This is a genomic window from Congregibacter sp. (assembly GCF_965662665.1).
In the GTDB taxonomy this organism is placed as follows: domain Bacteria; phylum Pseudomonadota; class Gammaproteobacteria; order Pseudomonadales; family Halieaceae; genus Congregibacter.
Genome location: NZ_CBFIIF010000028.1, coordinates 1 through 26,412 on the forward strand (window position 1 = coordinate 1; position 26,412 = coordinate 26,412).

Below are 26,412 nucleotides of genomic sequence, written 5' to 3' on the forward strand. Positions count from 1 at the left end.
CAACGATAGCGATACAACCTATACGCTGCGACTGGCCTATGACCTTACGCAGAACATCAACGTATACGCTGGTGTGAGCACAGGCTTTAAAGCGTCATCCTGGAACCTCTCGCGAGATTCGCGCCCCTTCCCGGAGGATATCCCTGCCTTGGCCGCCGCCGGACTTCTGGTGCCTAACCTCACAGAAGGAACTCGTTACGCGGGTCCCGAAGAGTCGACGGTTTACGAGATTGGCCTGAAGGCTGAGTTCGACACGGTGAGCATGAACGTGGCTATCTTTGATCAAACGATCGAAGGCTTCCAGTCAAACATCTTTACCGGCACAGGTTTTGTACTGGGCAATGCGGGCGAGCAATCCACGGAAGGACTTGAGTTTGATATGAACTGGGCGCCGACTGACGGTCTGAGGATCTCCTTCGCGGCAACCTTCCTGGATCCGCTCTATGACGATTTTCAGGGAGCCTTGGGTGAAAATGGTCCCACGGATCTTTCGGGCCAGCAGCCCGCAGGCATCCCAGAGCTGTCGACTAACACATCAGCGACTTACAACTTCAATATCGGTGACGCGTTTTCCTACATTCGTGTAGAACACGTCTACGAAGATGAGGTTCAAGTCGTTGACAATATTGACCCTTCTATCGCCTCCCGCGAGATTAATATGTTCAACGCCAGCTTTGGTATGACCTTCAGCAACGGTGTAGAGCTCAATCTCTGGGGTCGTAACCTGAACGGTGACGAGTACCTGCTGTCGGCGTTTAACTCTGTAGCGCAAGCGGGAAGCCTCAGCGGTTATCCCAACCAGCCACGTACCTACGGAGCCACTCTGAAGTACAGCTTTGAGTAAAGCAAAGCCCTTGGGCTAGAACGAAAAAGGCGCTCAATTGAGCGCCTTTTTTTATGCTCTCGGTTTGCGGATCTTCAGATTCGCGCTACCGAGGGGCAGTAGTTCCTCATACAAGAGCTTGGTTTTTTGGGTCCATGATGGCAGCCTTGGCCTTCTCCATATCTACAGCGCCCGCTGCTTTTTCCATATCAACGGCTTCGGCAGCCTTCTTGTAATCAACGCCGTCGGTGCTTACGGCTTCCTTGGCTTTTTCCATATCAACAGAGTCGGGAGCTTTTTCTGTATCCACTGCTTCCATCAGTTTGTTCATGTCCTGAGCGTAGGCAGTGGAGATGAAGAGCAGCGCTGCCACCGCGATGGAGGTAAGTAACGTTTTCATAATGAAGTCCTGGAATTGAATCGTATCGGGTTTTAAGTTGTGAATCGTAATTGGCTTGTAAGCTCTCGGCCCTGTAAACATAGTACTGTTTTCGGGCTTTTGTGTAGACGCCTATTGCTCTGTGTAGTCCCGCGCAATCTGTCCTTTTGACACAACCATGCGTATTTTTCGGGTGTGGCGTATGTCTTCAAGAGGGTTTGCCTCAAGTAACAACAAATCCGCCTGATAGTCAGCTGCGACACGCCCGGTAAGCGCCTCCAAACCGAAAAACCTTGCAGGGACTAGCGTTGCGGCGGCGAGTGCGGAGCGCTCACTTAAGCCGGCTTCTACCATCACCTCAAGTTCTCGGTGGAGGCTGTAGCCTGGTATGCCCCATCCAATGGGGGTATCCGTGCCCGCTCCAATGGCAATGCCCCGGGCCGCTAGGCGAGGAATCATGCCCAAGGTCCATTCTCCCAGGAGTCGGTAATTGTCCGGGTCCATAAGCGTCGAGGCGTTGCCCCAGTCGCTACTCACAGCGTCCGGAAGCTCATTGAGGGCAGGTAACCAGTCCGGCGCGGCAAACGGTGGGTATTGGGTCATGGCGTTTAATCGCGCTGTGGGTACCTGAATAGTTCCTGTGAGGCTATCGAGCACTCGCTCACAACGATCGGGACTTTCGTTCTGAATGGCTTTGTCCCGTTGAGCACGATGGATGCTGCTTCGCAGGCCCATGCCATCGCGACCTTGCTCTCGACCCGCGGCGAGAAGCCGCCGTCGTTCCTCAAGTAAGGCCTCGGCGTTTTCCGCACAATCCATTTCTATGTTGCGCAGGTGTTCCATGGACTGGACTTGCGGTCCTGCGTCCGAGGCGAGCATCGAAAGAGGAACATGGGCTGCGATGGGAAGTTTCAGCTCTGATGCCTCCTCGACAAAGGCCCCAAACACTTCCGGGGAAACCATTTCGTAGATCTTGATGAAGTCCACACCAGACGCGTGTAGAGCTTGAACCTGTGTTCGAGCGTCTTCTGCGGTTACGGTGCTTTGGCCTATGCCGGCAGTGTCGGTGCCGCCGTAAACGACGGGGGAGCCATCCAGCAGCGGTCCTGCAAAGAAGACGCGGGGAGCCTGAGCTGCGCTTCGATAGTGAGACTGAATAATGGGAAGTAAGCGCTTAAGATTCCCCCCCGTATCCCGGACGCTGGTAATGCCATAGTCCAGAAACAGCTCAGGCATGAGGTCCACAAATCGCGGGTCATAGCTCAGGTGCACGTGCATGTCCCAGAGTCCGGGCGACAAGAACTGCCCCGTTCCATCGATTACCGTAGCGGAGGCAGGGACGTCGAGCTTTGGCCCCATTGCCGCTATGCGACCATCAAGGATAAATATGTCCTGGGTTTTCATGGTGCCGCTGTGCGCGTCGACGGGCGTGACATTGCGAATGAGGAGCGAGGTGGCAGCTTGCGACGGCGACGAGATTCCCCAAAGCCCTGTGACCATGAGAAGCAATGCGATGAACAACGGAAAGAGGGGGGAGCGAGAGCTCACCCGGTGTAGCGTGTGCACGCTATAGTGCATATGACTGCCCTCAGGTTGGAGACCTCAACTATGCAACGCAGATCCTTACAAGTACACCGCGAGCTTGCGCGCTCCCCTTGGGCGAGCTTACTCATGCCCGTGATCCTCGCGGGTTTACTGAGTCCGAGTTGTCTGGTGTCTGCCGACAGTCAGGGACAGAATGTGTTGGTGGTGTATGTTGACGATCTGGGTTATGGCGACACGGGCGCCTATGGCCACAGCGTTGTAAAGACACCGAACATTGACCGCCTAGCTGCTGAGGGCCTTCGCTTTACGCAGTTCTACGCGCCGTCCGCCCTGTGCTCCCCCTCCCGCGCTGGCCTACTCACGGGTCGTACGCCTTATCGCACAGGTGTGGAGAGCTGGATACCTGATGATGCCCAGATTGCCCTTGGAAGCAATGAAACAACGCTTGCGGATCTCGCGAAGCAACGGGGCTATCGCACAGCGGTCATTGGAAAGTGGCATCTCAACGGGGGCCTTCACATGGACGACGTGCCACAGCCCCGAGACTTCGGATTTGATTACCAATACGGGCTGGCGGCGTGGGTTAAGAATGCGGCGGTGCACGATGCGAAGGAGAGGCCCCGGCGCGGCCCCATGTATCCGGACAATATGTATCGCAATAACAAGGCAGTGGGGGAGACGCAAAAGTACAGCGCTGAACTGGTGAGCGACGAGGCGATTCAGTGGCTTGGGGATGCGTCGAAACCGTTTTTCCTGTTGCTGACCTACAGCGAAGTGCATACCCCCATCGCATCACCTCCCGAGTACCTCGAGCAATATCAAGCGCATCTAAGTGCCGAAGCAAAGGAGAATCCGTTGCTTTACTATTTTGATTGGCGTAATCGCCCCTGGAGGGGGCGCGGTGAATACTATGCCAACATCAGCTATCTGGATGCGCAGCTTGGACGCGTGATCGAGCATCTTAGGGAAGCCGAGGTATTGGACGACACCCTGATCATTTTCAGCAGTGACAACGGCCCCGTAACGGATTCCGCTTTGACGCCCTGGGAGCTGGGTATGGCCGGCGAAACCAGCGGATTACGCGGAAAAAAGCGGTTTCTGTTTGAAGGCGGGATTCGTGTGCCCGGCATTATTCGCTATCCCCGTCGTATTCAGGCCGGTCGTGTCGAGAACCATCCCGTAACGGCATTGGACGTGTTTCCTACCCTTGCCGAATGGTTGGAGGTGACTCCCGATAAGGGCGTTCCCCTTGATGGGGAGTCTTTGTGGCCGCTGATCGACGGCGAGGGTTTCGAACGCACCAAAGCCCTTTACTGGTCCATTCCAACGCCCGATGGCATGGAGTTCGCTGTGCGAGATGGTGACTGGAAAATGATTCTCGATGACAACGGTACGCCTCATCAACTGTTCGATCTGGTGAATGATTGGTACGAAGTGAATAATCGTCTGGGGTCAGAGCCTGAAATACGGGACAGGCTTCTTGAGACGTATCAGTCCCGTCGCGCGGGCGTCGAAAATGATCCACTGGCGCGAAAGAGGCATGCTCTCCAGCGCCAGGATAGTCCATAGGTGTAGTCTGAAAGGGCGCTACCAGGCGATGCCGTAATCGTCGCCGTAGTCGCTGGCTCCTGCCTGGAAGGTTCCCTGTTTCGGATCGATCAGGATCGCTGTGATGGGGCTATAGGTCTTGTCCACAACTCCCACGTCGTAGCCCATCGCTTTTAGCCGATCCCGCGTGTAGGGCGGCAGCTGGCGCGTCACTTCCAAGCGTCCGGGTTCACTCACGTGAGCGCCAAATGAACTTTGCATCTGATAGCTGGTGATATTGTGTGCCTCTGCCGCTTGCTGCACGTTCATATCGAACTCCACAACATTCAGGAAGAACTGCAGAAGGTTCTGATCTTGCGTGTCGCCGCCTTGAACCGAAAACGCCATGATGGGATCGCCGTCTTTCAGCGCCAAGCTGGGCGTTAGTGTGGCGCGGGGACGCTTGCCGGGGGCCACGACATTGAAGGGGTTGATACGCTCATCCAGCACAAAGCTCTGCATGCGCTGACTGAGACCGATACCACTATCGCCGGCAATAAATGCTGGGATCCATCCGCCGGATGGCGTCACAGACACCACCCAGCCGTCGGCGTCCGCTGCTTGTATTGAGGTGGTGCCCGCAATAAAACCCTCGTCGTGATTGAGGCTGGCCTGCTGAAATCCGTCGGAGCCATCCGCATTGGCCGCTGGAGGGATGGGTGACCACTCCTTTAGCAGCTTGCTAAAGGGGTTTTTGTCTCCCTGGAATGGGTAGGGGTCGCCCGGTCTGGCACCAGTATCGTTCATGTCAGGATTGATCAATGCACGGCGCTTTGCCGCATAGTCCTTACTGAGCAGGCCTTCGATGGGTTCCGCCGGCGGGAAGTACGGGTCGCCGTAGTAGAAGTCCCGATCGGCAAAGGCAAGATTCATCGTTTGATAGAGCGTATGAATATAGTTTGCACTGTTGTACCCCATGCCTTTGAGGTCGAAAGGCTCGAGAATATTGAGAGCCTGAAGCATCGCCGGTCCCTGCACCCAGGTGGTGAGCTTGTAGACGTCAATGCCCTTGTAATTGGTGCTCACGGGTTCTTCGATGTGCACTTCCCAATTGGCTAAGTCGTCCTCGGTAAACAAGCCACCTTGTTCCCGGGTCGCGCTGACAATCTCTTTAGCGATATCACCGCGATAAAAGCGCTCATAAGCGGCGTAAATGGCTTCCTTACGGGACTTTCCGGCAGCCAGGGCTTCGGCTTCGGTGTCCACCAGTTTTTGCAAGGTGGCCAGGAGTTCCAGTTGTTGGAAGATCTCGCCGTCCTCCGGCGCGGCGCGTTTATCCGGATCGCTATCATCTAGGTGAGGCAGGAAAACGCGTTTGGAATCCGGCCACTGGGCGATAATGTCTCGGCGACGCTCGATGTTATCTGCCTGCACGCCTTCGATAGGGTAGCCCTCGGCCATTTGCATTGAGGGTGCCAGTACCTCAGCGAGGCTCAAGCTGCCGTACTCGGCTAGCATCACCATTAAGCCCCCCGGTGTGCCCGGGGTGACTGCCGCCAGAGGGCCATACTCGGGCGGGTAGATCATGCCCTGATCACGAAAGAACTCAGGCGTCGCACCCGTAGGGGCAACACCTAGGGCATTGATACCGATAACCTTGCCTGTGTTCGGGTTGTAGATGAGCGCCTGCGTCTCGCCGCCCCAACCCAGGGTATCCCACATGGTTGATGTCGCTCCGAGCATTGCACAGGCTGCGTCGATGGCGTTGCCACCCTGGGCAAACATCATGGCGCCGGCACTGGCTGCCAATGGCTTGCCGGTGACCGCAGCCCAGTGTCGACCGTGGAGCACAGGTTTTGCGGTGCTTTGAGCGGAGGCGGGTGTTACCGCTGTGACGGCGATCCCCAGACATAGGAGCAGTGTTGTGGCCCACTGGCGCAATGCTGGGGGTTGGGCTGTGTCAAAAGAGGGAGCGGATCTATGAGTCAAAATGTGTCTCCATCGGGTTTATCAAAAATACAGTATACGGGCCTACGTGGACTGATGTGTTTGCGGATCAGTTCCGCTCTGGTCCGAAGGCGGAATTGCGAGATCCGAACCATCACGATTGGCCCGGTAATGCGGTGAGAGTATTTCGATACTTTCTTTACGGAAATTGTCCTGGATGTGTGCGTGCATCTCCGAAGCGATTTGCAGCTTCTGGGAAGGATTACGTATGTAAGCATTGAGCTCGTAGGCGACATAATTGTCATCAAGGCTGGTCTGCAGGACAAAGGGAGCGGGGTCGTCCAGAACCTGCTTGGTTGCGACGGCGGCGTCGCAGAGTAGTTGATGCACACGTGGCCACGGGACGTCGTATCCAATAGTCACCGTGGTATGGAGCAGAACGCCAGCTTCTTTGGCCTGGGCGCTGAAGTTCACGATGTGGTTGTTCATCACCATCGCATTGGGGACAGACACTTCCTCGTTCTTGGGTGTGCGAATGCGGGTCACAAACGCACTGCGCTCAATCACATCGCCCTCGGTATCCGCGATACGTACGCGATCACCAATTTTAAATCCCCGGGTGTAGGTAATCACTATTCCTGACATCACGTTTGCCACCGCCGAGGTGGACCCCAGAGAAACCAGTACACCAAAGAATATCGAAAGCCCCTGAAAAGCCGGACTACTCGAACCGGGGAGATAGGGAAATACGATAACCAGGGTGAGTGCGATGATCAGCAGGCGAGACAGGCCAAAGCTCGTCTCCGCCCAGTCAGGATAGAAACCGGGCAAGGTGATCCGCTCGAGGCGAATACCATCGAAAACTCCCCGGGTCGCGCGAATCACCAGTCTGGAAATAACAACAATAATGCCGATGATGAAGAGGTTGGGAAGATAGTTGATAACCCCGGCAACAATGAGCGCCCCCTGGGTGAACACGAAGCCGATGGCACTTACAGCGACATCTCGTGTCCAGGCGAATTGAGTAAATACGAGGTTGAGCCAGCTGATGAAGAGCACTGCGCGCAGCAACTGCCATAGACCGTTGACCAAACTGTGCAGTGCCCTTGCAAGTTCCCTCTCCGTAAAGATCTGCTGATCCTGCACCGTGAGCGCGCGGGCACCGGAACCATCCGCATCAATCCAGCGATGGATGCCTTTGCGCCAGCGCTCGAGCAGGCGCCATAGCAGCCAAACTAAAAAGGATACAAGGAGCAGAGCACTGGCTCGAGATGCCATGTCTACCCAAAAGGCATTACCCATCCACTGGGCGAGCCAGAGTTCTAGCGCTTCGAGACTTCGGTTCATAAATTTTAACTGTTATGCGGCTTATGGTCCTTAGGATGCGCGATGCCTGCTCTGATGGCAATTCCTGAAAGCTAAGCTATTTATCGAGGTTGCTGCAGAGTTGATCCTGCTTGCCTCAACTCTCCGAGCTTTCTAGTATCGGAGGGATGACAGAACACAGCGCCCCCGACACGCGAAAAATTATCCATGTGGATATGGACGCTTTTTACGCGAGTGTCGAGCAGCGTGATGATCCGTCACTGCGCGGCAAGCCTCTCGCCGTGGGGGGGTCTGCAAAGCGAGGTGTGGTGGCTGCTGCCAGTTATGAGGCCCGCAAGTTCGGGGTTAAGTCGGCGATGCCGGGCGTCACCGCGAGGCGACGCTGCCCCCAATTACTCTTTGTTAAGCCTCGCTTTGAGGTCTACCGCGCTGTCTCTCGGCAGTTGCACCTTATTTTTGCCCGCTATACCGACTTTATTGAGCCTTTGTCTCTGGATGAGGCCTATTTGGATGTTACTGCTGATATCGCGGGCATAGGCAGTGCTACCGCAATTGCTGAGGCGATCCGCGGGGATATTCGCACCGAGCTGCAGTTAACCGCCAGTGCTGGCGTTAGCTACAACAAGTTTATTGCCAAGGTGGCCTCAGATCAGAACAAACCTGATGGCGTGTTCGTTGTAAGACCGACGGAGGGTGCCGATTTTGTGGCGGGCTTACCCGCACGACGGTTTTACGGGGTAGGCCCGAGAACAGCAGAACGTATGTCGGCGTTGGGTATTCAAACGGGAGCAGACATCCGTGCCCAGTCGTTGATCTTTCTTGAACAGCACTTTGGTAAGTCCGCGCAGTATTTGTATCGAGCCAGTCGCGGTGAGGATTACCGTGCTGTAAGGCCCGACCGGGAAAGAAAGTCCATTGGCGGAGAGCGTACTTATGCAGAGGACCTTACTGCTGATAGTGATTTGCGCGACGCTCTGGAGCACATCGTCGATATCGTGTGGGAGCGTATCGCAGCTAATCAGGCGCGGGGCCGCACTGTCACCCTCAAAGTGAAGTACGCGGACTTTCAGCAGATAACCCGGGCGCGTTCCGTTAGTCCCGCGGTAGATTCTCGCGAGGGTTTTGAACAACTCTCTCGTGAACTACTCAACGCCTTGCTGCCGGTGGTCAAGGGCGTGCGTTTACTGGGGCTTACCTTATCGACCCTTGAACCCGCCGAAGAGCTGTCACGGCACGAGGGCGAAGGCATAGCGGAGCCAAGACCGGTGCAGGAATCTCTCGCGTTTTGACACTGATCATGTCGGCGCTAAAGACTGTGACTTATACTGGGGCGCTATCAGGCACGGTAATTGCTGATTGATGTTTGCTGTTAACTACACATGCTTAAGTGCTATGGCGTCGCTTTACAGTCAGTGAGCCTAAAAAGCTCGTCTCAAACGCTCGGCTCGCTGATGCACGGAATGCTTCCTCAGCTATTTAAGCGGACTGGCCTTGCGGGAGTCGCTCAATGCGACGGCCTGATGAATTAGCCCACGATTAAGGATAAGACATGAACAACCCCGTAAGACCTGTTCTGCTCGGTACTTTGCTGATGGTTTTGGGCGCCGCACCGTCGATAGCCGACGAAGAAGTGCCTGAACTTCCAAGCGAACTACAGACGACCCTCGACGCGCTGTCCGCTGAAAAGCGCGAGTATCTGTTGGAGGAGGGTGAGGGTTTTGTAGGAACCTGGGAAAAGCTGTTTGTGCGCTTGCGCGGGAAAAGCGCTGAAGAAGTCGAGGCCTTTGTCGACGCCATGCAATACCTCGAGAACGCAAGTAAGTTTAATCCCGAGACGGATATGGCCTCGATTCCATTAAACACCGAGATCGAGGACTTTAATGGCTGGAAGTTGATGAACCCCAAGGCCCTCGCAACCCAGCGCGAGCCCGGGCCAATTTATCTGAGTTACTACGCTCGGGGCGGGCGCAGTGGGGTACAGACCTTTGCAGGCGCTCCCGTCGCTATTTATCCCGAGGATTTAGTCGCCGGAGATGTTGAAGTGGCCATCGTCGGCGCGCCCCTTGATATGGGGACTTACTACCGCGGTCAACGGTTTGGGCCTCAGGCCATGCGCACGGGTTACTACCAGGGCGGTAATGACATGGCGACCATGGTCAATCCCAGCAAAGTTCTCAGTATTGTGGACTATGGGGACATTGCCATCGACAACATGAGCAGCGAAATCAGTGTCCATCACGTCAGGGAGCGCGTTGCCGAGATAGCTGCGACGGGCGCAATACCGTTTATCGTGGGGGGCGATCACTCCCTTGAGTATCCGGACATCGCCGGCCTTGCCGATGTCCACGGCAAGGGCAGCTTCGGTGTGGTGCACTTTGATTCTCATTTTGACGCGGGTAAAGGACAGGCGCATTACATTACCCATGGCCAGCCCGTGTATCGTGCGATCAAAGAAGGGCATGTGAAGGCCGAGAACTTTATACAGGTCGGCTTGCGTGGCCCCTGGCCCGGCGAATGGGGTTTTGAGTGGATGCGCAACAACGGTATGCGCTATCACCCCATGGCCGAGGTCGAGAAGAAGGGCTGGAAGCGGGTGATGGAGGATGCCCTTCGCGAGGCCAGAGAGGGTACCGAGAAGTTGTTCATATCCTTTGACGTCGATGTGCTGGATCCCGCTTTTGTGCCGGGTACTGGCACACCGGTCCCCGGTGGTTTAACTATGCGCGAGGCGATCCCTATCGTGCGGGCACTGTGTACCGAGAGTGAAATGATCGGCTTTGAAATCGTCGAGCTCGATCCGCTGCTGGACAACACTTACCGCTCGGCTCTCAATGCCAACTACATCATGCACGCCTGCCTCACGGGTATCGCCATGCGCAAAACGGGCATCACTGACGGGTCGTATATGTCGGAGTTGTCCACCGAAGATAAACAGCCTAGGGCCGGGAAAAGAGGTCTCAAGGAAGGCGACGCCGAAGAGATCGATCCCCAATACGGTCGTCCCAAGCGCTAAGTAGTTCGAAAACTGCTCGCGCGGTGAATATTCTTTGAGTGATTCAAGCCGCGTGAGGCGGTTGATCCTGGATCCGGTGCTGATATTTTTTGCGCTGGGTGGAATGCTCTTTGTGGCGTACGCCATGCTTGATCGAGAGTCCACGACTGCTGTCGTGCTTAGCGAAGGCTCTCGCGCCTTGCTGATATCTGAGTGGGAAATGCTTACTGGGCGATCGGCGGAACCCAGTGACGTAGCGCGCATTGTGAATGACTATTATCAGCGCGAGCTTCTCTTTCGTGAGGGCCTTGCCGCAGAGCTTTACCTCAGTGATCCCAGCGTTCGAGAGCTGATTATCGAATTGATGCAGCAGCGAGTCGTGGGTGAGATTGTCGAGCCATCAGCAAAAGATCTCGTGAATTTCTACACAGACAACATTGAGCGCTACTACAGCGAAGCCACCATAAGCTTTAGTCAAAAGCTGTTCCCAACAGAGCCTCAGGATCCTAGGGGGCAGCTGGCGACAATGAACAGCGCTGCAGCAGAATCGGGTGTTGAACCCTGGCAGGGCAAAGATTTTCCCCGCTATGGCATCAGCATGGTCCGGGGGCTGTTTGGACAGCCCATACTAGAGACTCTACAGCGCGTCCCAGTGGGAGATTGGCAAGGGCCTTATGAAACCAGGCAGGGCTGGCACTATTTCCGTGTAGAGGAGCGGCAGGCACCAGTGCTGTTGCCCTTCGAGCGCGTACGAGGCCAGGTACTTGCGGATTATCAGGCGGCGGCCGTAGCAGAGGCCGTTGCTCAGTTTGCGCGGACGCAGGAACCGCGTTACCCCCTTGAGATTTCACCCTAAGATCCTTGTGCTTTGCCGAATAGCGATGCGCAATTATGGTGCGGGATTGCGAAGCTGTGCCAGATGATGGTGCAAGCTACGAAGGTTTTTTCTTTAATCCCTTGGCACTGCAATCAAGATTAGTGGCTCGGGTCTTGCACTGCCTTGAGGATACGCCGCTTATCTCACGGAGTCACTGTTAATGAATTTGTTTCTAAGAAGCCTAACCACCGGTCTGCTTTTGTGCCTGGTCTCCATTGGCGCTCGCAGCCAGAATCCGGAGCCAATCCGTGTCGGTGTCCTTCACTCCTTGTCCGGCACGATGGCGATTAGTGAGACGACGCTCAAAGATACCGTGTTGATGCTCGTGGAGCAGCAAAATGCAAAAGGAGGACTATTAGGCCGACCTTTGGAAGCAGTCGTCGTGGACCCCGCATCTGATTGGCCGCTCTTTGCCGAGAAAGCGCGGGAGCTGTTGGTGCGGGAGAAGGTCGATGTGGTGTTCGGTTGCTGGACCTCGGTGTCACGTAAGTCGGTACTGCCAGTGTTCGAAGAATTGAATGGCTTACTTTTCTATCCCGTGCAGTATGAGGGCGAAGAATCCTCCAAAAATGTGTTTTACACCGGAGCCGCACCAAATCAGCAGGCGATACCCGCTGTGGACTACCTGATGTCTCAGGGCGTAAAGCGCTGGGTCCTCGCGGGCACGGACTATGTGTATCCGCGCACGACCAACAAAATTCTTCAGGCTTATCTTCAGCAAAAAGGCGTAGCTGAGGACGACATTCTCGTTAACTACACGCCGTTTGGACATTCCGATTGGCAAAGCATCGTGGCTCAGATCAAGCGGTTTGGCAGCACCGGCGCGAAAACCACGGTGGTGTCGACGGTCAATGGCGATGCTAATGTTCCTTTCTATAAGGAGTTAGCGAACCAGGGTGTGAGCGCGACGGATATACCGGTCATCGCGTTTTCTGTGGGTGAAGAAGAGTTGTCAGGTATTGATACCGGGCCGCTGGTTGGTCATCTCGCTGCGTGGAATTACTTCATGAGCGTTGAAGATGACGCCAACTTTGATTTTATTGACGAGTGGCTGGCGTTCATTGGCGATGACAATCGCGTGACCAACGACCCCATGGAGGCCCATTACATCGGCTTTAATATGTGGGCTAAAGCTGTAGAAGCCGCAGGGAGTACGGAGTCAAATGCCGTACAGGATGCTATTGTCGGGATCAGCGTGCCCAATCTGTCGGGCGGCGTGGCTACCATGCAAGCCAACCACCACATTACGAAACCGGTGTTGATTGGAGAGATACTCGATGATGGCCAGTTCCAGGTTGTTTTCGAAACTCCGGAGACTCTCGCAGGAGATGCCTGGTCTGATTACTTGCCCGGCTCTAAAGATCTGGTCGCAGACTGGACGGCACCTTTACGTTGCGGCAATTACCAACAAGCGGAGAAGAGGTGCCTGTCGGACAGCGGCGAGTAATGGGCCAATATTAAGGCATTCATCGTTAGTCCACGTTCCAAGCAAGCCTTAATTTCATGCTAGTGCTGCGTTCGCTGTTTCTGTGCCTGTTGCTCATATCGCCCGTGCAGGCGGCTGAGTCGTTGCGTGAGTGGGTGAATGCACTGGGGTCTGCGGACTCAGCGCAAAAGCTTCAACTGCTCGAAAAAATTGCCGCCAGCGGCGACGAAAACACGGACCTAGTGCTCGACGCGGTCACTAGAGGCGCCCTGTATCTTGATCGTCGTAATGCCTCAGTGGTGCTTGCCCAACGCGAGGGCGCCAGGTATCTCCTGAGTGATGTGCTCACCGGTGAAGCCCTTGGCAATGCCGGACGCCGTGACGTCCGACGTGTTTCTATTGATAACAGTCTGCGTTCGCAGCTCCAGAGCCTGCGTTCCATTGCGCAGTTGTCGGCAGAAGATGACGAGCAACGTGCTACGGCAATCGCGGAGATTCTCGCCGCGCCGACAACTGCTGCACTGGACGCATTGGCCATGCGTCAGCCCCTTGAACCTCTGCCCGAACTACAAGATCAGATTGCCATCGGCCTGGCTTTGCAATCCCTGTCTGAGGGTGACGAATCGCAGATACGCGCGGCGCTGGCAACGCTAAAGGGTCGCGTAGATCCGATTGTGCGCTCAGCACTGCTGGATTTAGAGACTCGGGCGGGGGTTCCTCCAGCGATTCGTGACGAAGCACAAGCGCTACTGGCGCTCGCAGAAAATCGTTTACGGTGGCTTAGTCGTCTTGAGTCGCTGTTTTTCGGACTCAGTCTGGGATCGGTGTTGCTCTTGTCCGCGGTCGGTCTGGCCATCACCTTTGGTGTGATGGGCGTGATTAACATGGCGCATGGTGAGTTAATCATGCTGGGCGCCTACACGACCTGGGTGCTTCAGCAGTTACTTCCGGCCCAGCCTGGTATTGCATTGCTGCTGGCAATACCGGCGGCGTTTTTAGTTTCAGCATTGGTGGGACTTGTCATTGAGCGGGGCGTTATTCGATTTCTTTACGGACGACCTCTGGAAACACTGCTGGCTACCTTTGGTATCAGCCTGATTCTTCAGCAGGCGGTTCGATCTATATTCTCTCCACTGAACCGCTCTGTTCTTACACCAGACTGGTTGAGTGGTGCCTGGGAGGTGACACAGGGCTTGTCGCTGACCTACAACCGCATGGCGATACTGCTGTTCTCTCTTTTGGTCTTTGGGGGATTACTCGCCTTGATGCGTTACACGCGTCTGGGCTTACAGGTAAGAGCGGTGGCACAAAATCGCGCCATGGCTCGCGCCCTGGGAGTGCGTAGCGCCAGAGTGGATGCTCTGACGTTTGCCCTTGGATCCGGCGTGGCCGGTGTGGCCGGCGTCGCGCTGTCTCAACTGACAAATGTCGGCCCCAATCTGGGCCAGTCTTACATCATTGATTCGTTTTTGGTAGTGGTGTTTGGCGGTGTAGGCAATCTCTGGGGCACGCTCGTGGCGGCGTTCTCCCTCGGTGTTGCGAATAAGCTGATAGAGCCAGCGGCAGGCGCTGTGCTGGCTAAGATACTGCTACTGGTGTTTTTGATTTTGTTTCTCCAGCGTCGACCGCAGGGTCTTTTTCCTCGCACGGGCCGTGAGGATAGTCACTGATGCTGACTCGAGCTCTGCGCGAGCAAGAACGTGCCTATCCTCTTACGGTGGCTTTGCTGATCTGTCTCGCAGTTTTTGTGCCGGCGTCGAATCTGCTGTTGCCGCAGGAGTCCATGTTTGCACTGTCCAGTTACAGCGTCTCGCTGCTGGGTAAGTATCTTTGCTATGCATTGCTTGCGCTGGCTTTGGATCTTGTATGGGGCTATGCAGGTTTACTGAGTCTGGGTCACGGGGCGTTCTTTGCCTTGGGCGGCTATGCCATGGGTATGTATCTCATGCGGCAAATTGGCAGTCGGGGTGTTTATGGCGATCCCGAACTGCCCGACTTCATGGTGTTCCTCGATTGGCAGGAGCTACCCTGGTATTGGATGGGTTTCGATAGCTTTCCCTTTGCCATGCTAATGGCCTTGTTGGTGCCTGGTCTGCTCGCGCTGCTGTTCGGGTGGCTGGCTTTTCGATCCCGGGTTAGTGGCGTTTATTTTTCGATCATGACCCAGGCTATGACCTTTGCATTGATGCTGGCGTTTTTTCGCAATGAGATGGGATTTGGGGGTAACAACGGGCTCACTGATTTTAAAGAGATTCTGGGGTTCGAGTTGCAGTCCGACGTTCTCCGATGCGGCTTGTTTGAGGCGACTGCCTTACTACTCCTGGCGAGTTATCTGGGATGTCGCTGGATGCTCAACACGCGTTTTGGCAGCGTGGTTGTAGCGCTCCGTGATGGAGAATCCCGGGTGCGTTTTCTTGGGTACTCCGTAGCGAGCTATAAACTCGTGGTATTTGTGATCTCCGCAATGCTGGCAGGCCTGGCGGGCGCCCTCTATGTGCCGCAGGTTGGCATCATCAACCCCGGAGAGTTTCAACCACTGAACTCCATTGAGATTGCTATTTGGGTGGCGGTCGGGGGCAGGGGAACACTTCATGGCGCCATGCTTGGCGCGGTGATCATAGCCGCTGCAGAAACCCTGCTCACGGCTCAATTGCCAGAGCTCTGGCTGTTTGCCCTGGGCGCCTTATTTTTGCTGGTTACCTTGCTTTTGCCTCAAGGGGTCGCGGGGCTGTTGGCGGGACGTCGCGGTGAGTGAGGCTATTGATACACGCCATGGCGTTGTTCTCTACCTTGAGGACGTGAGTGTCAGCTTTTCGGGCTACAAGGCACTCGATGGATTAACCTTAGCTGTGGATCGTGGTGAGCTGCGTTGCCTCATTGGCCCTAACGGAGCCGGTAAAACCACGCTTATGGATGTCATTACGGGTAAAACCCGACCTGACACAGGATCCGCCTTTCTGGGGCAGGATATCAACCTCCTTGAGCATGACGAAGCGACGATTGCGCGTCTTGGAGTTGGGCGTAAGTTTCAGAAACCGTCGGTGTTTCCCAGGCAAACTGTGCGCGAGAATCTTGCATTGGCCGTGCGGGGCAATCGCGGCCCCTGGCAAGCTTTGCGCTATCGCGCGACGAGCGAAGACGAAGACAGGATAGCGTCGTTGCTCGAGACCACGTCACTGGGTACTGAGTCTCAGGCTATGGCGGGCGGTCTGTCTCACGGCCAAAAGCAGTGGTTGGAAATCGGCATGCTGCTTGCCCAGGAACCTTCACTCCTGCTAGTCGACGAACCTGTAGCCGGAATGACGCAGCAGGAATCGGAGCGCACGGCTGAGTTACTGCAATCTCTGGTTCCTGAGCGCTCAGTGGTTGTTGTGGAGCACGACATGGTGTTTGTTCGCTCCATAGCGCGAAAAGTGACGGTGCTTCATGAGGGAGCAGTGCTCATGGAGGGCAGTATTGATGAGGTCCAGTCAGATGCTCGTGTGCGCGAAGTCTATTTGGGCGAAGCATGCTAAGCATTCAGGGCCTTAACCAGTATTACGGCGCGAGTCACACGTTGCGGGACGTGGAGCTGAGTGTCGACAGTGAGCGAATCTTTTGCCTCATGGGGCGCAACGGCGTCGGTAAAACAACGCTGCTCAATACCTTGTTGGGATTACTACCTGCCCGCAGTGGAGAAATCACCTTCGAAGGTGAGTCTGTTTTCAAGCTGCCAACAGAAGATCGCGTTACTCGCGGTATCGCCTATGTACCTCAGGGACGGATGATTTTTCCCGACCTGTCGGTAGTTGAGAATTTGCGCCTGGCGCTGGCGGGGCGCAAGGATCGCGATGCTCAGATACCGGAGCAGGTGTATGAGTTCTTCCCGGTGCTCGCAGAGATGGCTGATCGTCGCGGTGGGGATTTGTCCGGCGGCCAGCAACAGCAGCTCGCAATTGGACGAGCGCTGGTACTTCAGCCCCGCATCCTGATTTTGGACGAGCCCTGCGAGGGTATTCAGCCCAATATTGTTCAGCTAATCGGCGATGTTATTCAGCGCTTGCGCTCAGAGCAGGAGATCAGTGTGTTGCTGGTAGAGCAAAAGCTGCCCTTTGCCCGTGCGGTAGCCGATGACTTTGCGATTATGGATCGCGGCAAGATCGTAGCGGGGGGTGCTATGGATCAGCTTTCCGAGGCGTTGGCGGCTGAATACCTCACAGTTTGACCGGATACTTTGTGTAAACCTTAAGTCGTTAGAACTAAACGGCCAGCAGATCCCATGGCGAGAGCTGCTGGCCTATAATGAGACTTTTTGGACACTCAATCATGGACGACGACAAAAGCCGCCAGGCCGCAAGGGACGCTGCGCTGCGCTATCACGCCTATCCCAAGCCGGGAAAGCTGGAGATTCGTGCGACCAAGCCTCTGGCCAATGGGCAGGATCTTGCCAGGGCTTACTCCCCCGGTGTTGCAGAAGCCTGCCTGGAGATCGTTGAGGACGCGTCCAAGGCAGCGGATTACACGGCCCGGGGTAACCTCGTCGCAGTCGTCAGTAATGGCAGTGCGGTTTTAGGGCTGGGTAACATCGGTGGGCTCGCTGCCAAACCGGTCATGGAAGGTAAAGCGGTCCTGTTTAAGAATTTTGCCGGCATCGATTGCTTTGATATAGAGCTAAACGAGTCCGACCCCGAAAAACTCGCCGATATCGTCTGCGCTATGGAGCCCACTTTTGGCGCGATTAATCTCGAAGATATCAAAGCACCGGATTGCTTCATTGTTGAGCAACGCTGCCGCGAGCGAATGAACATTCCGGTGTTTCACGATGACCAGCATGGCACGGCGATAGTCGTTGGTGCTGCGGTTACCAATGCCTTGCACATCGCCGGCAAGCGTTTCGAAGATATAAAAATAGTATCTACAGGCGGTGGTGCGGCCGGCATCGCCTGTCTCAATATGCTTTTAAAGTTGGGCGTGAAGCGCGAGAACGTTTGGCTGTGTGACGTGCACGGCCTGGTCTACGAGGGCCGCGCCGAAGACATGAACCCACAAAAAGCGGCATTCGCGCAGGCTAGCAACCATCGGACCCTGGATGAGGTCATTGACGATGCCGATCTGTTTTTGGGCTTAAGTGCACCTAAAGTTGTCAGCGCCGAGATGGTGGGCCGAATGGCAGCTCAACCCATTGTGTTTGCCCTGGCCAACCCCGTGCCCGAGATTTTGCCTGATGAGGTTCGTGCCGTTACACCGGATGCGATCATTGCGACGGGTCGCTCGGACTATCCTAACCAGGTTAATAACGTGCTGTGCTTTCCCTTTATCTTCCGCGGTGCCCTGGATGTCGGTGCTACGGAGATTAACGATGCCATGCAGCTTGCCTGCATCGACGGCATTGCCGCACTGGCGAGGGCCACCACGAGCGCCGAGGCCGCCGAGGCCTATCAAGGAGAGCAGCTGGTCTTTGGCGTTGATTACCTGATTCCCAAGCCCTTTGATCCCCGCCTCATAGGGGTGGTCGCTAGTGCTGTGGCCGGCGCTGCAATGGACACTGGCGTGGCGACTCGCCCGGTGGAGGATATGAAGAGCTACCGAGAGAAGCTCGATGGCTCTGTCTTCCGCTCGTCTTTGATTATGCGTCCAGTGTTTGCCGCGGCCGCTCGTTCAAAGCGGCGCATCGTATTTGCAGAGGGTGAGGATGAGCGTGTGCTGCGCACCGCCCAGGCGATCATCGAGGAAATGACCGACTGTCCTATTCTTATCGGTCGCCCGGAGATCATTGCCCGTCGCTGTGAGAAAGCGGGTCTGACGATCAAACCCGGCGAGGACTTTGAGGTTGTGAACCCCGAGGATGACTCTCGTCATCGCAAGTATTGGGAAGCATATCTGCAGTTGATGGCGCGCCGCGGGGTCACGCCAGATCTGGCCAAAGTGATTATGCGGACTAACACTACCGCCATTGCCGCGATCATGGTGTATTGCGGAGACGCGGACAGCATGGTTTGCGGCAGCTTTGGACAATACCTGTGGCATCTCAATTATGTTCGTCAGATTCTTGCCTATGACGGCGCACATCCGCGCGGTGCTTTGAGCTTAATGATTACCGAGGATGAGCCGCTCTTTATTGCTGATACCCATGTGCATCCCGAACCCACACCAGAGCAGATTGCTGACACGGTGATGGCCGCAGCAAATCATGTGCGTCGCTTTGGTCTCAAACCCAATATTGCGCTGTGCTCGCACTCCGAATTTGGCAATCTGGATATTGATAGCGGGCGTCGGGTGCGTGACGCCATGGCCTTGCTCGAAGCGCGGGAGCCAGACTTTGCCTACGAGGGTGAGATGCACACCGACTCGGCTTTGGATCCTGAGTTGCGCGCGCGGATCTTTCCACACTCTCGACTGCAAGGACCGGCGAATGTACTGGTGTTTGCCTACGGTGATGCGGCTTCGGGCGTTCGTAACATACTTAAAATGCGCGGGGGGGCTTTAGAGGTCGGTCCCATTCTCATGGGTATGGGCAACCGTGCACATATTGTCACCCCGTCAATTACCGCGCGGGGTTTGCTCAATATCTCTGCTCTTGCCGGTACCGATGTGACGCACTATGGCTAGTCGGGCTTAAGGGCTTTGAGCTCAGGCTTGAGGGCTCAACGCCCGGTAGAAACGATACTGCGCGGCGATACACACGGGAACTCCGACAATGAGTCCGAGGCCCAGGGGGATACTCGCAGCGACTAGGATGATGGCGAGCACGATTACCAGCAGGGCGTAGCTCAGAAAATTTGCGTGTATAAGCTTTCGGCTGCTCTCCATCGCGGGCCAAAAGTTCTTGTTTTGATCAACAATCATCAGGTTGGTAAAGCCGTAGGCGATGGTGAGATACAGCCCGGGGAGCACCAATAAAAACAGACCGATCGCGATAAGTAGAGACATCAAAAGCGCTGCGATCACCAGCGGTAAAAAGTATTGAAACCCATCGAATAGATTGCTGATCCGGATGTCTTCTCCACGCTCTAATCGGATGATCATAATGTAGAGTCCACCGAGGAGGGGAGGGTAGATCAGCGCTCCCGCAAAGGGGATAAGACCTACTACACCGCAGATCACGGCCATCAGAATCGTTGCCCCTGACAACAGCAAGGGTTCTTTCATGTAGAGGTCCCAGCCATCTTTCAGGCAGGTGCCGATATCAGGAATAACGCGTTCATTCATAAGCAGAGGCTAGCATAGCGTGCATGTCCATGCATGAACCGCACTGATTAAACGACCGCAAAAAAAACAAGATGGCCGGCGATAGGTATCGCTTTTAGCCGTCGCCTTGCATTTTTAGACCGAAACCCATGGGGAACAACGGCGCCTGGGATAGATCGTTGGTGGACGCAGCGTCCTGCGGCCAAGCGAATGACAATCGCCCCTGAAAGTCGAAGTCACCAAACAGCATATCGGAAACGCCCTGTCCGCAAGAAAACTTTTTCCAGCGCTCTATCATCTGGATAACTGTGAGTTGCTCCCGAAGGACGTGCGCATTCATGCCTTGGCGCGGGAAGATATTTCTTTAGAAAAGTTTCTCGAAGACATCAAGTCCCGGGTGCGTAAGTATGTTGACGACAGTCGCTGGTCTGAAGAGCAGTGGGCGACCTATACCTCACGCTTCGTGTATCACCGCATAGATTTCAGCACCGCTGAAGGTTTTGCGGACTTGAGCGAACTGTTGGCGCCCGATCGGCCGGCCTTGTTTTATCTGGCAACACCACCCTCACTGTTCGGCCCTATCTGTGAGCACCTGGGAGCCACGGGATGTCTTGTCGGCGATCGACGACTGCTTCTCGAGAAACCTATTGGGCACGATCTCGAGAGTTGTCGGGCGGTGAATGACACCGTGGGCGGTTTTTTCGCAGAAGACTCCATTTATCGTGTGGATCATTATCTGGGAAAAGAAACGGTACAGAACCTCTTGGTCATGCGTTTTGGTAATCGTTTTATCAATACCCAGTGGGACCAGGGCTGCGTTGATCACGTTCAAATGACCGTGGCGGAGCCCATCGGTATCGAGGGTCGCTGGTCCTACTACGACGGCGTGGGTCAGCTCCGCGATATGGTGCAAAACCATCTCATGCAACTCCTTTGTCTGGTTGCTATGGAGCCGCCTAACTCTATGACGGCCGAGGGAATCCGCGATGAGAAGGTGAAAATCGTGCGTGCCTTGCGTCCCATCGACGAGACGAACGTACGAGATCATGCCGTGCGCGGTCAGTACGCGGCGGGGTGGCTTCGCGGAGAATCCGTGCCGGGTTATCTGGAGGAGGAGGACTGTCCCGCGCAGGATAGCCAAACGGAAACCTGTGTCGCGCTCAAAGCCTTTGTGGATAACTGGCGATGGGCGGGTGTGCCGTTCTATCTACGAACCGGTAAACGCATGCCCGAGAAGCTGACCGAAATTGTGATTACCTATAAGGCACTACCGCACAATATTTTTGCGGGAGCCGGGAGTGAGGATGTACCCAATCGCCTGGTGATTCGACTGCAGCCTAACGAAGGCATCGAAATGCAGATGGTGTCCAAGCAACACAGTCTGCGAAACAAGATGGGACTGGTCACGAAGAACCTGAATCTGGATTTTCTGGATTCATCTGAACTTGACCGGATTCCCGATGCCTACGAGCGTCTCTTTCTCGACGCCATTAATGCTGATCAATCGCTCTTCGTCGGCCGGGAAGAGATCGAAGAGTCCTGGCGCTGGTGTGATGCTCTGATAGACGCCTGGCAAAAGCGGGCGCCGACTTTGCAACCTTATCAGGCGGGCTCCTGGGGCCCCACGAAGGGGGAACTCCTCATTGAGAAGGATGGCAGGAGCTGGCATGTCTAATTATCGGTTTTTGGAATTTGCCAGCCCTGCGGCACTTGATGAGCAGATGGCCGACGATGTTGCTGGGTGGTTATCAGAGGCAATCGAAGCGCGGGGTAAAGCGAGTCTCGTACTTTCTGGCGGCAGTACGCCTAAGGGTTTTTTCCAGGTTATGGCGGGCAAGGAACTCGACTGGTCGAAAGTGACTGTAAGCCTGGCAGATGATCGCTGGGTTCCCCCTACCCATGAGGACAGCAACGATCGTTTAGTTCAAGAAAATTTGCTGCAGGGTCCCGCGAGTGCCGCGCACTTCATTCCTCTGGTGAATGAAGATGAACACCCGCGAAGTGCCGTAAAGGCTATTAGCGGCGATCTCGCGGATCTGGGCACGGTCGACATAATGATTTTGGGTATGGGAGGGGATGGGCACTTCGCGTCGCTGTTTCCCGATAGCGATACCCTCGAAGCGGGTCTCGATTTGCACAGCGGTAACACGCTGACAGCGGTGGATCCGCCGGTGGCGCCTCACGCCCGAATGAGTATGACTCTGCCACGACTATTCGATTCACGACATTTGCTGTTGCACCTGGTGGGCAGTGACAAGCGTGCCGTTCTGAACGAAGCCGTGGCAGAGAAGGACGCCACGAGGCTTCCCATCGCGGCAGTGATGGCTAGTGAGTCTCCGACACCGCAGGTGTACTGGGCGCCTTAGCGTCTCTCACGGACGCGAGCGCTTAGGCTATATCTAGAAGCTGCTCGTTAGGTCTGCCAAGAACCGCTTTGCGACCATTGATGCCGATGGGGCGCTGGATAAGGCGCGGATCGGCTGCCATGGCAGCAAACACTTCGTCATCTGATGCCGAATCCGCGAGGCCGAGTTTTGCAGCGTCCTTGTCACGCATAAACGCTCGCGGACTCACGTTGCCCATTTTTTTGGCGATGCCCCGAAGTTCTTCTTCGCTAAGCATTTCACTCTTGTTCATATACTTGCGCACCACCGGTTCGATGCCATTGTCTTGAAGAAGGGCGAGACCTTTCTTTGATGAGCCACAGCCGGTGTGATGAATCAGTGTATAGGGCATGATGTGCTTCTTGATTGGCAAAGGGGCCGCAATTATTGATCATTGTCAGGGTCAGGAAAAGCTCCTGGATAGCTGCGTACTCGTTTTTTTAGGAAGAGCCTATGAACATCATTGAATCGCCATCTTTCTCGGATATCCGCGCTGCGGCTGAGCGCCTGCGTGTTCGCGCCACGCGAACGCCACTTCTGCATAATCGGTTTCTGGATGCAGATACGGATCGCCAGATCTTCCTCAAGCCTGAAACCCTTCAGGTGAGCGGAAGTTTCAAGTTTCGTGGTGCCTACAACCGCATCGCGCAGCTGACGAAGTCAGAGCGAGAGGGAGGTGTCATTGCCTGGTCGTCCGGCAATCATGCCCAAGGTGTGGCAGCCGCCGCTAAGATCGAGTCAGTGCGCGCACGGATTGTCATGCCTGAGGATGCCCCAAAGATCAAATTGGAGAACACAAAGGCGCTGGGCGCTGAGGTTATTACTTACAATCGCTACAACGAAGATCGAGAAGCCATTAGCTACGCTCTGGCTGCAAGAGACGGAGGGGTCATTGTTCCCTCATACGACGATCCGCACATCATCGCCGGGCAGGGCACTGCGGGTCTGGAGATATTTGAGGATGCGGCACAGATGGGGCAGTCTCTTGACGCATTGCTAATTTGCTGTGGCGGGGGAGGTCTCACAGCCGGTTGCGCACTGGCAGCGGAAGCGTTGAGTCCTGCTACGGACATATTTTGTGTTGAGCCCGAATACTATGATGATCATGCACGATCTCTGAAGTCTGGTTATCGCGAGAGTGCTGACACCTCGCAGTCGTCGATTTGTGACGCTCTCCTGTCACCCACGCCCGGTGCTTTGACTTTCTCCATCAACGAGCGATTGTTAAGCGGTGGACTCGTGGTAACGGAGTCCGAGGTGAAGGCCGCCATGCGCTATGCGTTTCGTGTGCTGAAGCTGGTTGTAGAGCCTGGAGGCGCGGTTGCTTTGGCAGCACTACTATCGGGTAAATTAGATGCAAAATATAAAAAGGTCGCGGTGATGCTCAGTGGTGGTAATGTGGATCCCCTTGCCTTCGCTGAGATCCTCAAAGAGGAGGCCTAAGTATCAGGTTCTTCCAGGGAGCTGTGTGTTGTCGCAGATAAAGGTAGTGCCGTGAGTATCAGCGCATTCGATTTGTTTAAAGTCGGGATCGGTCCCTCAAGCTCGCATACCGTTGGGCCCATGGTGGCGGCGCAACGTTTTGTCTCCGATCTGGAGAATGACGGCTCGTTGGGGGCCGTGGCTCGGTTAAAGGTAGAGCTGTTTGGATCTCTGGGTGCCACCGGTGCGGGGCACGGCTCGCCCAAGGCAATCATACTGGGTCTGATGGGGGAACTCCCCGAGTCTGTGGATGTGGATAACATCGCGCAGTGTGTCGAAGAGGTTCGGGAGACAAGTGAGCTGCAATTACTGGGAGTTCACAAGGTTGCCTTCAGCTATCGCGACGATCTCGTTATGCATCGCAGCGAAACCCTCCCTTATCATGCCAATGGTATGCGCTTCAGTGCTTTTGATGCGAACTCCGATGCCCTGAGTAGCAAGGTTTTTTACTCCGTAGGCGGTGGCTTTGTACTCGATGAGGCTGCTGCATCTGGAGAAGATCTCATCGTCGATGATCCCACGGCAGTGCCTTACCCCTTTACTACGGCGGATCAGCTTCTGGAGCAGTGTCGCGAGCATGGCCTGTCCATCAGTGCGCTCATGATGGAGAACGAGAAAGCCTGGCGCAGTGAAGCCCAGATTAGAGCTGACCTGCTGGAGCTATGGTCGGTTATGGCCGCCTGTATCGAGCGAGGTTGTCGTACCGAAGGCATCATGCCCGGTGGACTTAAGGTGCGACGGCGCGCCGCGCAGCTGCATCGCCAGCTCAAGAGTCAGTCTACAGATTTCGGTGATCCCTCACTGAACACGATGGATTGGGTCACGCTCTACGCTTTAGCGGTCAATGAAGAAAACGCCGCGGGCGGTCGCATCGTCACCGCGCCTACCAATGGTGCTGCCGGAATCATTCCTGCAGTACTCAAGTACTATCTCGAACACTGTCTGGGTAGCAGCGAAGATGACATCTGTCGCTACCTGCTGACCGCCGCTGCGGTGGGTATTCTCTACAAAATAAATGCCTCAATATCCGGTGCGGAGGTCGGCTGTCAGGGGGAGGTGGGCTCTGCCTGTTCTATGGCGGCTGCAGCTCTGGCGGATGCCCTGGGAGGAACGCCAGCGCAGGTCGAAAACGCCGCGGAGATCGCCATGGAACATAATCTGGGTCTGACCTGTGATCCCATTGGTGGTCTGGTGCAGGTGCCCTGCATCGAGCGCAACGCCATGGGTGCGATTAAGGCTATCTCGGCAGCACGCATGGCGCTGCGTGGTTCCGGCGAACACTATGTGTCTCTGGATCAGGTCATCAAGACTATGCGCGACACCGGTCGTGACATGCAGGATAAGTACAAGGAAACCGCCCGCGGTGGTCTCGCCGTGAATGTGCTTGCGGTGCCGGTTAACTTTGTTGAGTGTTAGTCGCTGGGGCTAACTGTCAGGCTCGGCAACCAGCGCAAGGCCTGTGCCGTCATAGGATACGGCAAGACGGCTGAGCACCAAGCCCAGGTGAGCGAGATCCACGACTTCCTGCCACTGATCACCGCGCAAGGCGAGCACTCGCGACCCTGTCGAGCTTAGAAGTACTCCGTCCGGCGTCCAGGCGTGAAAATCTCCGCCGACGGGAAGAATGCCCAGGGTCTCAGTGCGATCCAATTCAAGATCGTACGCCTCGACTACCGTGCCATCTTCGGTGACGCGCGTGAAGCTCACAGCTTGGCGGTTCGGCACCGATTGGGGGGAGCGCCCCACTCCGGTGGCGATAGTGCGCGTTTCCTGTGTATCCAGTTTGACGAGCTGAAGGAGCGATGGCTCCTGAAGACGCCATAGCGCGACGTGCGCGGCGTCGAACCACGCGTGATAGCCCACGGGTCCGATATCGGCAAAGACAATCTCTGCGTCCGCCCCTTCGTGCGGCATTCGCCACAGACGTCCACTGGTGTTGGTCCTTGATCTTATATAGCTGATCCCGCTTTCGCTCTCGGGGATAGGCGTTGGGGAGAACTCACTTTCCAGCAGCGTTTTTGTGACGGGAGTGGAAGTTTTTGTCTCGGGATCCCAGCGCCAAATATCTGTCCGCTCGTTCTCCATTTGCACAAAGAGCAGATCTCCCATCGGTGTAAAAAAAGGTTGATTGTCGTAGCCAGGCCGGTTGGTGAGATTACGCGGTGCTACGGCACGCAGATTGTCTCCCTCCCGCACCAGGTCCAGAAGCCAGACGTCGGTTCCTTCAGGTGCCGAAGTAACCGGAGCCGGGTCCGACGCTATCGCACTGCTGGGGGAATCAACGGGTTCGTCGCTTGTGCATCCTGCGATCAGCAACAGGCTCACGAGGACGACAGGCGCAAAGGCGCGTGGTAATGCTCGAATCGGTAGGCTAAGGCTGTTGTGATGGCTCATGGACGACACTCACCTGGGGAATGGAAATCGAGAAACGGGTATTGCTGCTTCAATCGAGTATAGCCCAGCCACTTGGTGGTATGGCCGCAAAAGAAACTATTGCTCAGGCAACGCCCTGCGTGGCGTCTGAACATCACAATCAG

The 26,412-nt window shown here is 55.5% G+C and carries 23 protein-coding genes; 15 read left to right on the forward strand and 8 right to left on the reverse strand.

Annotated elements, in window-relative coordinates; all coding sequences use genetic code 11:
- On the forward strand, positions 1 to 844 hold an 844-nt coding region (locus ACTG39_RS11035; RefSeq protein WP_439107616.1), incomplete at its 5' end, for a TonB-dependent receptor domain-containing protein.
- A 106-nt stretch (positions 845 to 950) separates the two neighbouring features.
- Here the strand turns inward: ACTG39_RS11035 and ACTG39_RS11040 are convergent.
- Positions 951 to 1,223, reverse strand: coding sequence for a hypothetical protein (locus tag ACTG39_RS11040; protein WP_439107617.1), 273 nt, complete (start codon positions 1,221 to 1,223; stop codon positions 951 to 953).
- Positions 1,224 to 1,334: 111 nt separating this feature from the next.
- On the reverse strand, positions 1,335 to 2,780 hold the full coding sequence (locus ACTG39_RS11045) for an amidohydrolase family protein (protein WP_439107618.1): 1,446 nt from the start codon (positions 2,778 to 2,780) through the stop codon (positions 1,335 to 1,337).
- Positions 2,781 to 2,810: 30 nt separating this feature from the next.
- Here ACTG39_RS11045 and ACTG39_RS11050 point away from each other — a divergent pair, with 30 nt between their 5' ends.
- Positions 2,811 to 4,316: a sulfatase family protein gene (locus ACTG39_RS11050; protein ID WP_439107619.1), complete on the forward strand. Its 1,506-nt coding sequence runs from the start codon at positions 2,811 to 2,813 to the stop codon at positions 4,314 to 4,316.
- 18 nt (positions 4,317 to 4,334) lie between these two features.
- Here the strand turns inward: ACTG39_RS11050 and ACTG39_RS11055 are convergent, their stop codons facing one another.
- Entirely contained in the window at positions 4,335 to 6,263 is a 1,929-nt protein-coding gene (locus ACTG39_RS11055; RefSeq protein WP_439107620.1) for a gamma-glutamyltransferase family protein, read from the reverse strand.
- Between the two features lie 42 nt (positions 6,264 to 6,305).
- On the reverse strand, positions 6,306 to 7,568 hold the full coding sequence (locus ACTG39_RS11060; protein ID WP_439107621.1) for a mechanosensitive ion channel family protein: 1,263 nt from the start codon (positions 7,566 to 7,568) through the stop codon (positions 6,306 to 6,308).
- Positions 7,569 to 7,714: 146 nt separating this feature from the next.
- On the opposite strand from ACTG39_RS11060, the gene dinB reads away from it, so the two are divergent.
- The 9 genes from dinB (at position 7,715) to ACTG39_RS11105 (ending at position 19,430) form a co-directional block, all read left to right on the forward strand.
- Positions 7,715 to 8,836, forward strand: a complete 1,122-nt coding sequence (gene dinB / locus ACTG39_RS11065; RefSeq protein ID WP_439107623.1) for a DNA polymerase IV — start codon at positions 7,715 to 7,717, stop codon at positions 8,834 to 8,836.
- A 260-nt stretch (positions 8,837 to 9,096) separates the two neighbouring features.
- Positions 9,097 to 10,560 (forward strand): agmatinase family protein, encoded by a 1,464-nt coding sequence (locus ACTG39_RS11070; RefSeq protein WP_439107624.1) that lies wholly within the window; start codon positions 9,097 to 9,099, stop codon positions 10,558 to 10,560.
- Positions 10,561 to 10,594: 34 nt separating this feature from the next.
- Positions 10,595 to 11,395, forward strand: a complete 801-nt coding sequence (locus ACTG39_RS11075) for a peptidyl-prolyl cis-trans isomerase (protein WP_439107625.1) — start codon at positions 10,595 to 10,597, stop codon at positions 11,393 to 11,395.
- 181 nt (positions 11,396 to 11,576) lie between these two features.
- Positions 11,577 to 12,863: an urea ABC transporter substrate-binding protein gene (gene urtA / locus ACTG39_RS11080; RefSeq protein ID WP_439107626.1), complete on the forward strand. Its 1,287-nt coding sequence runs from the start codon at positions 11,577 to 11,579 to the stop codon at positions 12,861 to 12,863.
- A 56-nt stretch (positions 12,864 to 12,919) separates the two neighbouring features.
- Positions 12,920 to 14,512, forward strand: coding sequence for an urea ABC transporter permease subunit UrtB (gene urtB, locus ACTG39_RS11085; protein ID WP_439107627.1), 1,593 nt, complete (start codon positions 12,920 to 12,922; stop codon positions 14,510 to 14,512).
- Positions 14,512 to 15,597, forward strand: coding sequence for an urea ABC transporter permease subunit UrtC (gene urtC / locus ACTG39_RS11090; protein ID WP_439107628.1), 1,086 nt, complete (start codon positions 14,512 to 14,514; stop codon positions 15,595 to 15,597). Before urtB ends, urtC begins: the two co-directional genes overlap by 1 nt.
- Positions 15,590 to 16,357 (forward strand): urea ABC transporter ATP-binding protein UrtD, encoded by a 768-nt coding sequence (gene urtD, locus ACTG39_RS11095; RefSeq protein WP_439107629.1) that lies wholly within the window; start codon positions 15,590 to 15,592, stop codon positions 16,355 to 16,357. The genes urtC and urtD overlap by 8 nt, the downstream gene beginning before the upstream one ends.
- Entirely contained in the window at positions 16,351 to 17,046 is a 696-nt protein-coding gene (gene urtE / locus ACTG39_RS11100; RefSeq protein ID WP_439107630.1) for an urea ABC transporter ATP-binding subunit UrtE, read from the forward strand. The genes urtD and urtE overlap by 7 nt, the downstream gene beginning before the upstream one ends.
- 101 nt (positions 17,047 to 17,147) lie before the next feature.
- On the forward strand, positions 17,148 to 19,430 hold the full coding sequence (locus ACTG39_RS11105) for an NADP-dependent malic enzyme (protein WP_439107631.1): 2,283 nt from the start codon (positions 17,148 to 17,150) through the stop codon (positions 19,428 to 19,430).
- 21 nt (positions 19,431 to 19,451) lie between these two features.
- Here the strand turns inward: ACTG39_RS11105 and ACTG39_RS11110 are convergent, their stop codons facing one another.
- Positions 19,452 to 20,030 (reverse strand): hypothetical protein, encoded by a 579-nt coding sequence (locus ACTG39_RS11110; protein WP_439107632.1) that lies wholly within the window; start codon positions 20,028 to 20,030, stop codon positions 19,452 to 19,454.
- 94 nt (positions 20,031 to 20,124) lie between these two features.
- On the reverse strand, positions 20,125 to 20,349 hold the full coding sequence (locus tag ACTG39_RS11115; RefSeq protein ID WP_439107633.1) for a hypothetical protein: 225 nt from the start codon (positions 20,347 to 20,349) through the stop codon (positions 20,125 to 20,127).
- Here ACTG39_RS11115 and zwf point away from each other — a divergent pair.
- Together zwf and pgl are read left to right on the forward strand one after the other, a co-directional pair.
- Positions 20,272 to 21,684, forward strand: coding sequence for a glucose-6-phosphate dehydrogenase (zwf, locus tag ACTG39_RS11120; protein ID WP_439107649.1), 1,413 nt, complete (start codon positions 20,272 to 20,274; stop codon positions 21,682 to 21,684). The genes ACTG39_RS11115 and zwf overlap by 78 nt on opposite strands.
- Entirely contained in the window at positions 21,677 to 22,375 is a 699-nt protein-coding gene (gene pgl / locus ACTG39_RS11125) for a 6-phosphogluconolactonase (RefSeq protein WP_439107634.1), read from the forward strand. Before zwf ends, pgl begins: the two co-directional genes overlap by 8 nt.
- A gap of 22 nt (positions 22,376 to 22,397) precedes the next feature.
- Here pgl and ACTG39_RS11130 read toward each other — a convergent pair whose 3' ends face one another.
- A complete protein-coding gene (locus ACTG39_RS11130; RefSeq protein WP_439107635.1) occupies positions 22,398 to 22,745 on the reverse strand; it encodes an ArsC/Spx/MgsR family protein in 348 nt (115 codons plus the stop codon).
- 101 nt (positions 22,746 to 22,846) lie between these two features.
- Between ACTG39_RS11130 and ACTG39_RS11135 the strand changes: the two genes are divergently transcribed.
- Entirely contained in the window at positions 22,847 to 23,836 is a 990-nt protein-coding gene (locus ACTG39_RS11135; protein WP_439107636.1) for a threonine ammonia-lyase, read from the forward strand.
- A gap of 51 nt (positions 23,837 to 23,887) precedes the next feature.
- A complete protein-coding gene (locus ACTG39_RS11140) occupies positions 23,888 to 25,291 on the forward strand; it encodes an L-serine ammonia-lyase (RefSeq protein WP_439107637.1) in 1,404 nt (467 codons plus the stop codon).
- A 9-nt stretch (positions 25,292 to 25,300) separates the two neighbouring features.
- Here ACTG39_RS11140 and ACTG39_RS11145 read toward each other — a convergent pair whose 3' ends face one another.
- A complete protein-coding gene (locus ACTG39_RS11145; protein ID WP_439107638.1) occupies positions 25,301 to 26,269 on the reverse strand; it encodes a hypothetical protein in 969 nt (322 codons plus the stop codon).
- Between the last annotated feature and the right edge of the window lie 143 nt (positions 26,270 to 26,412).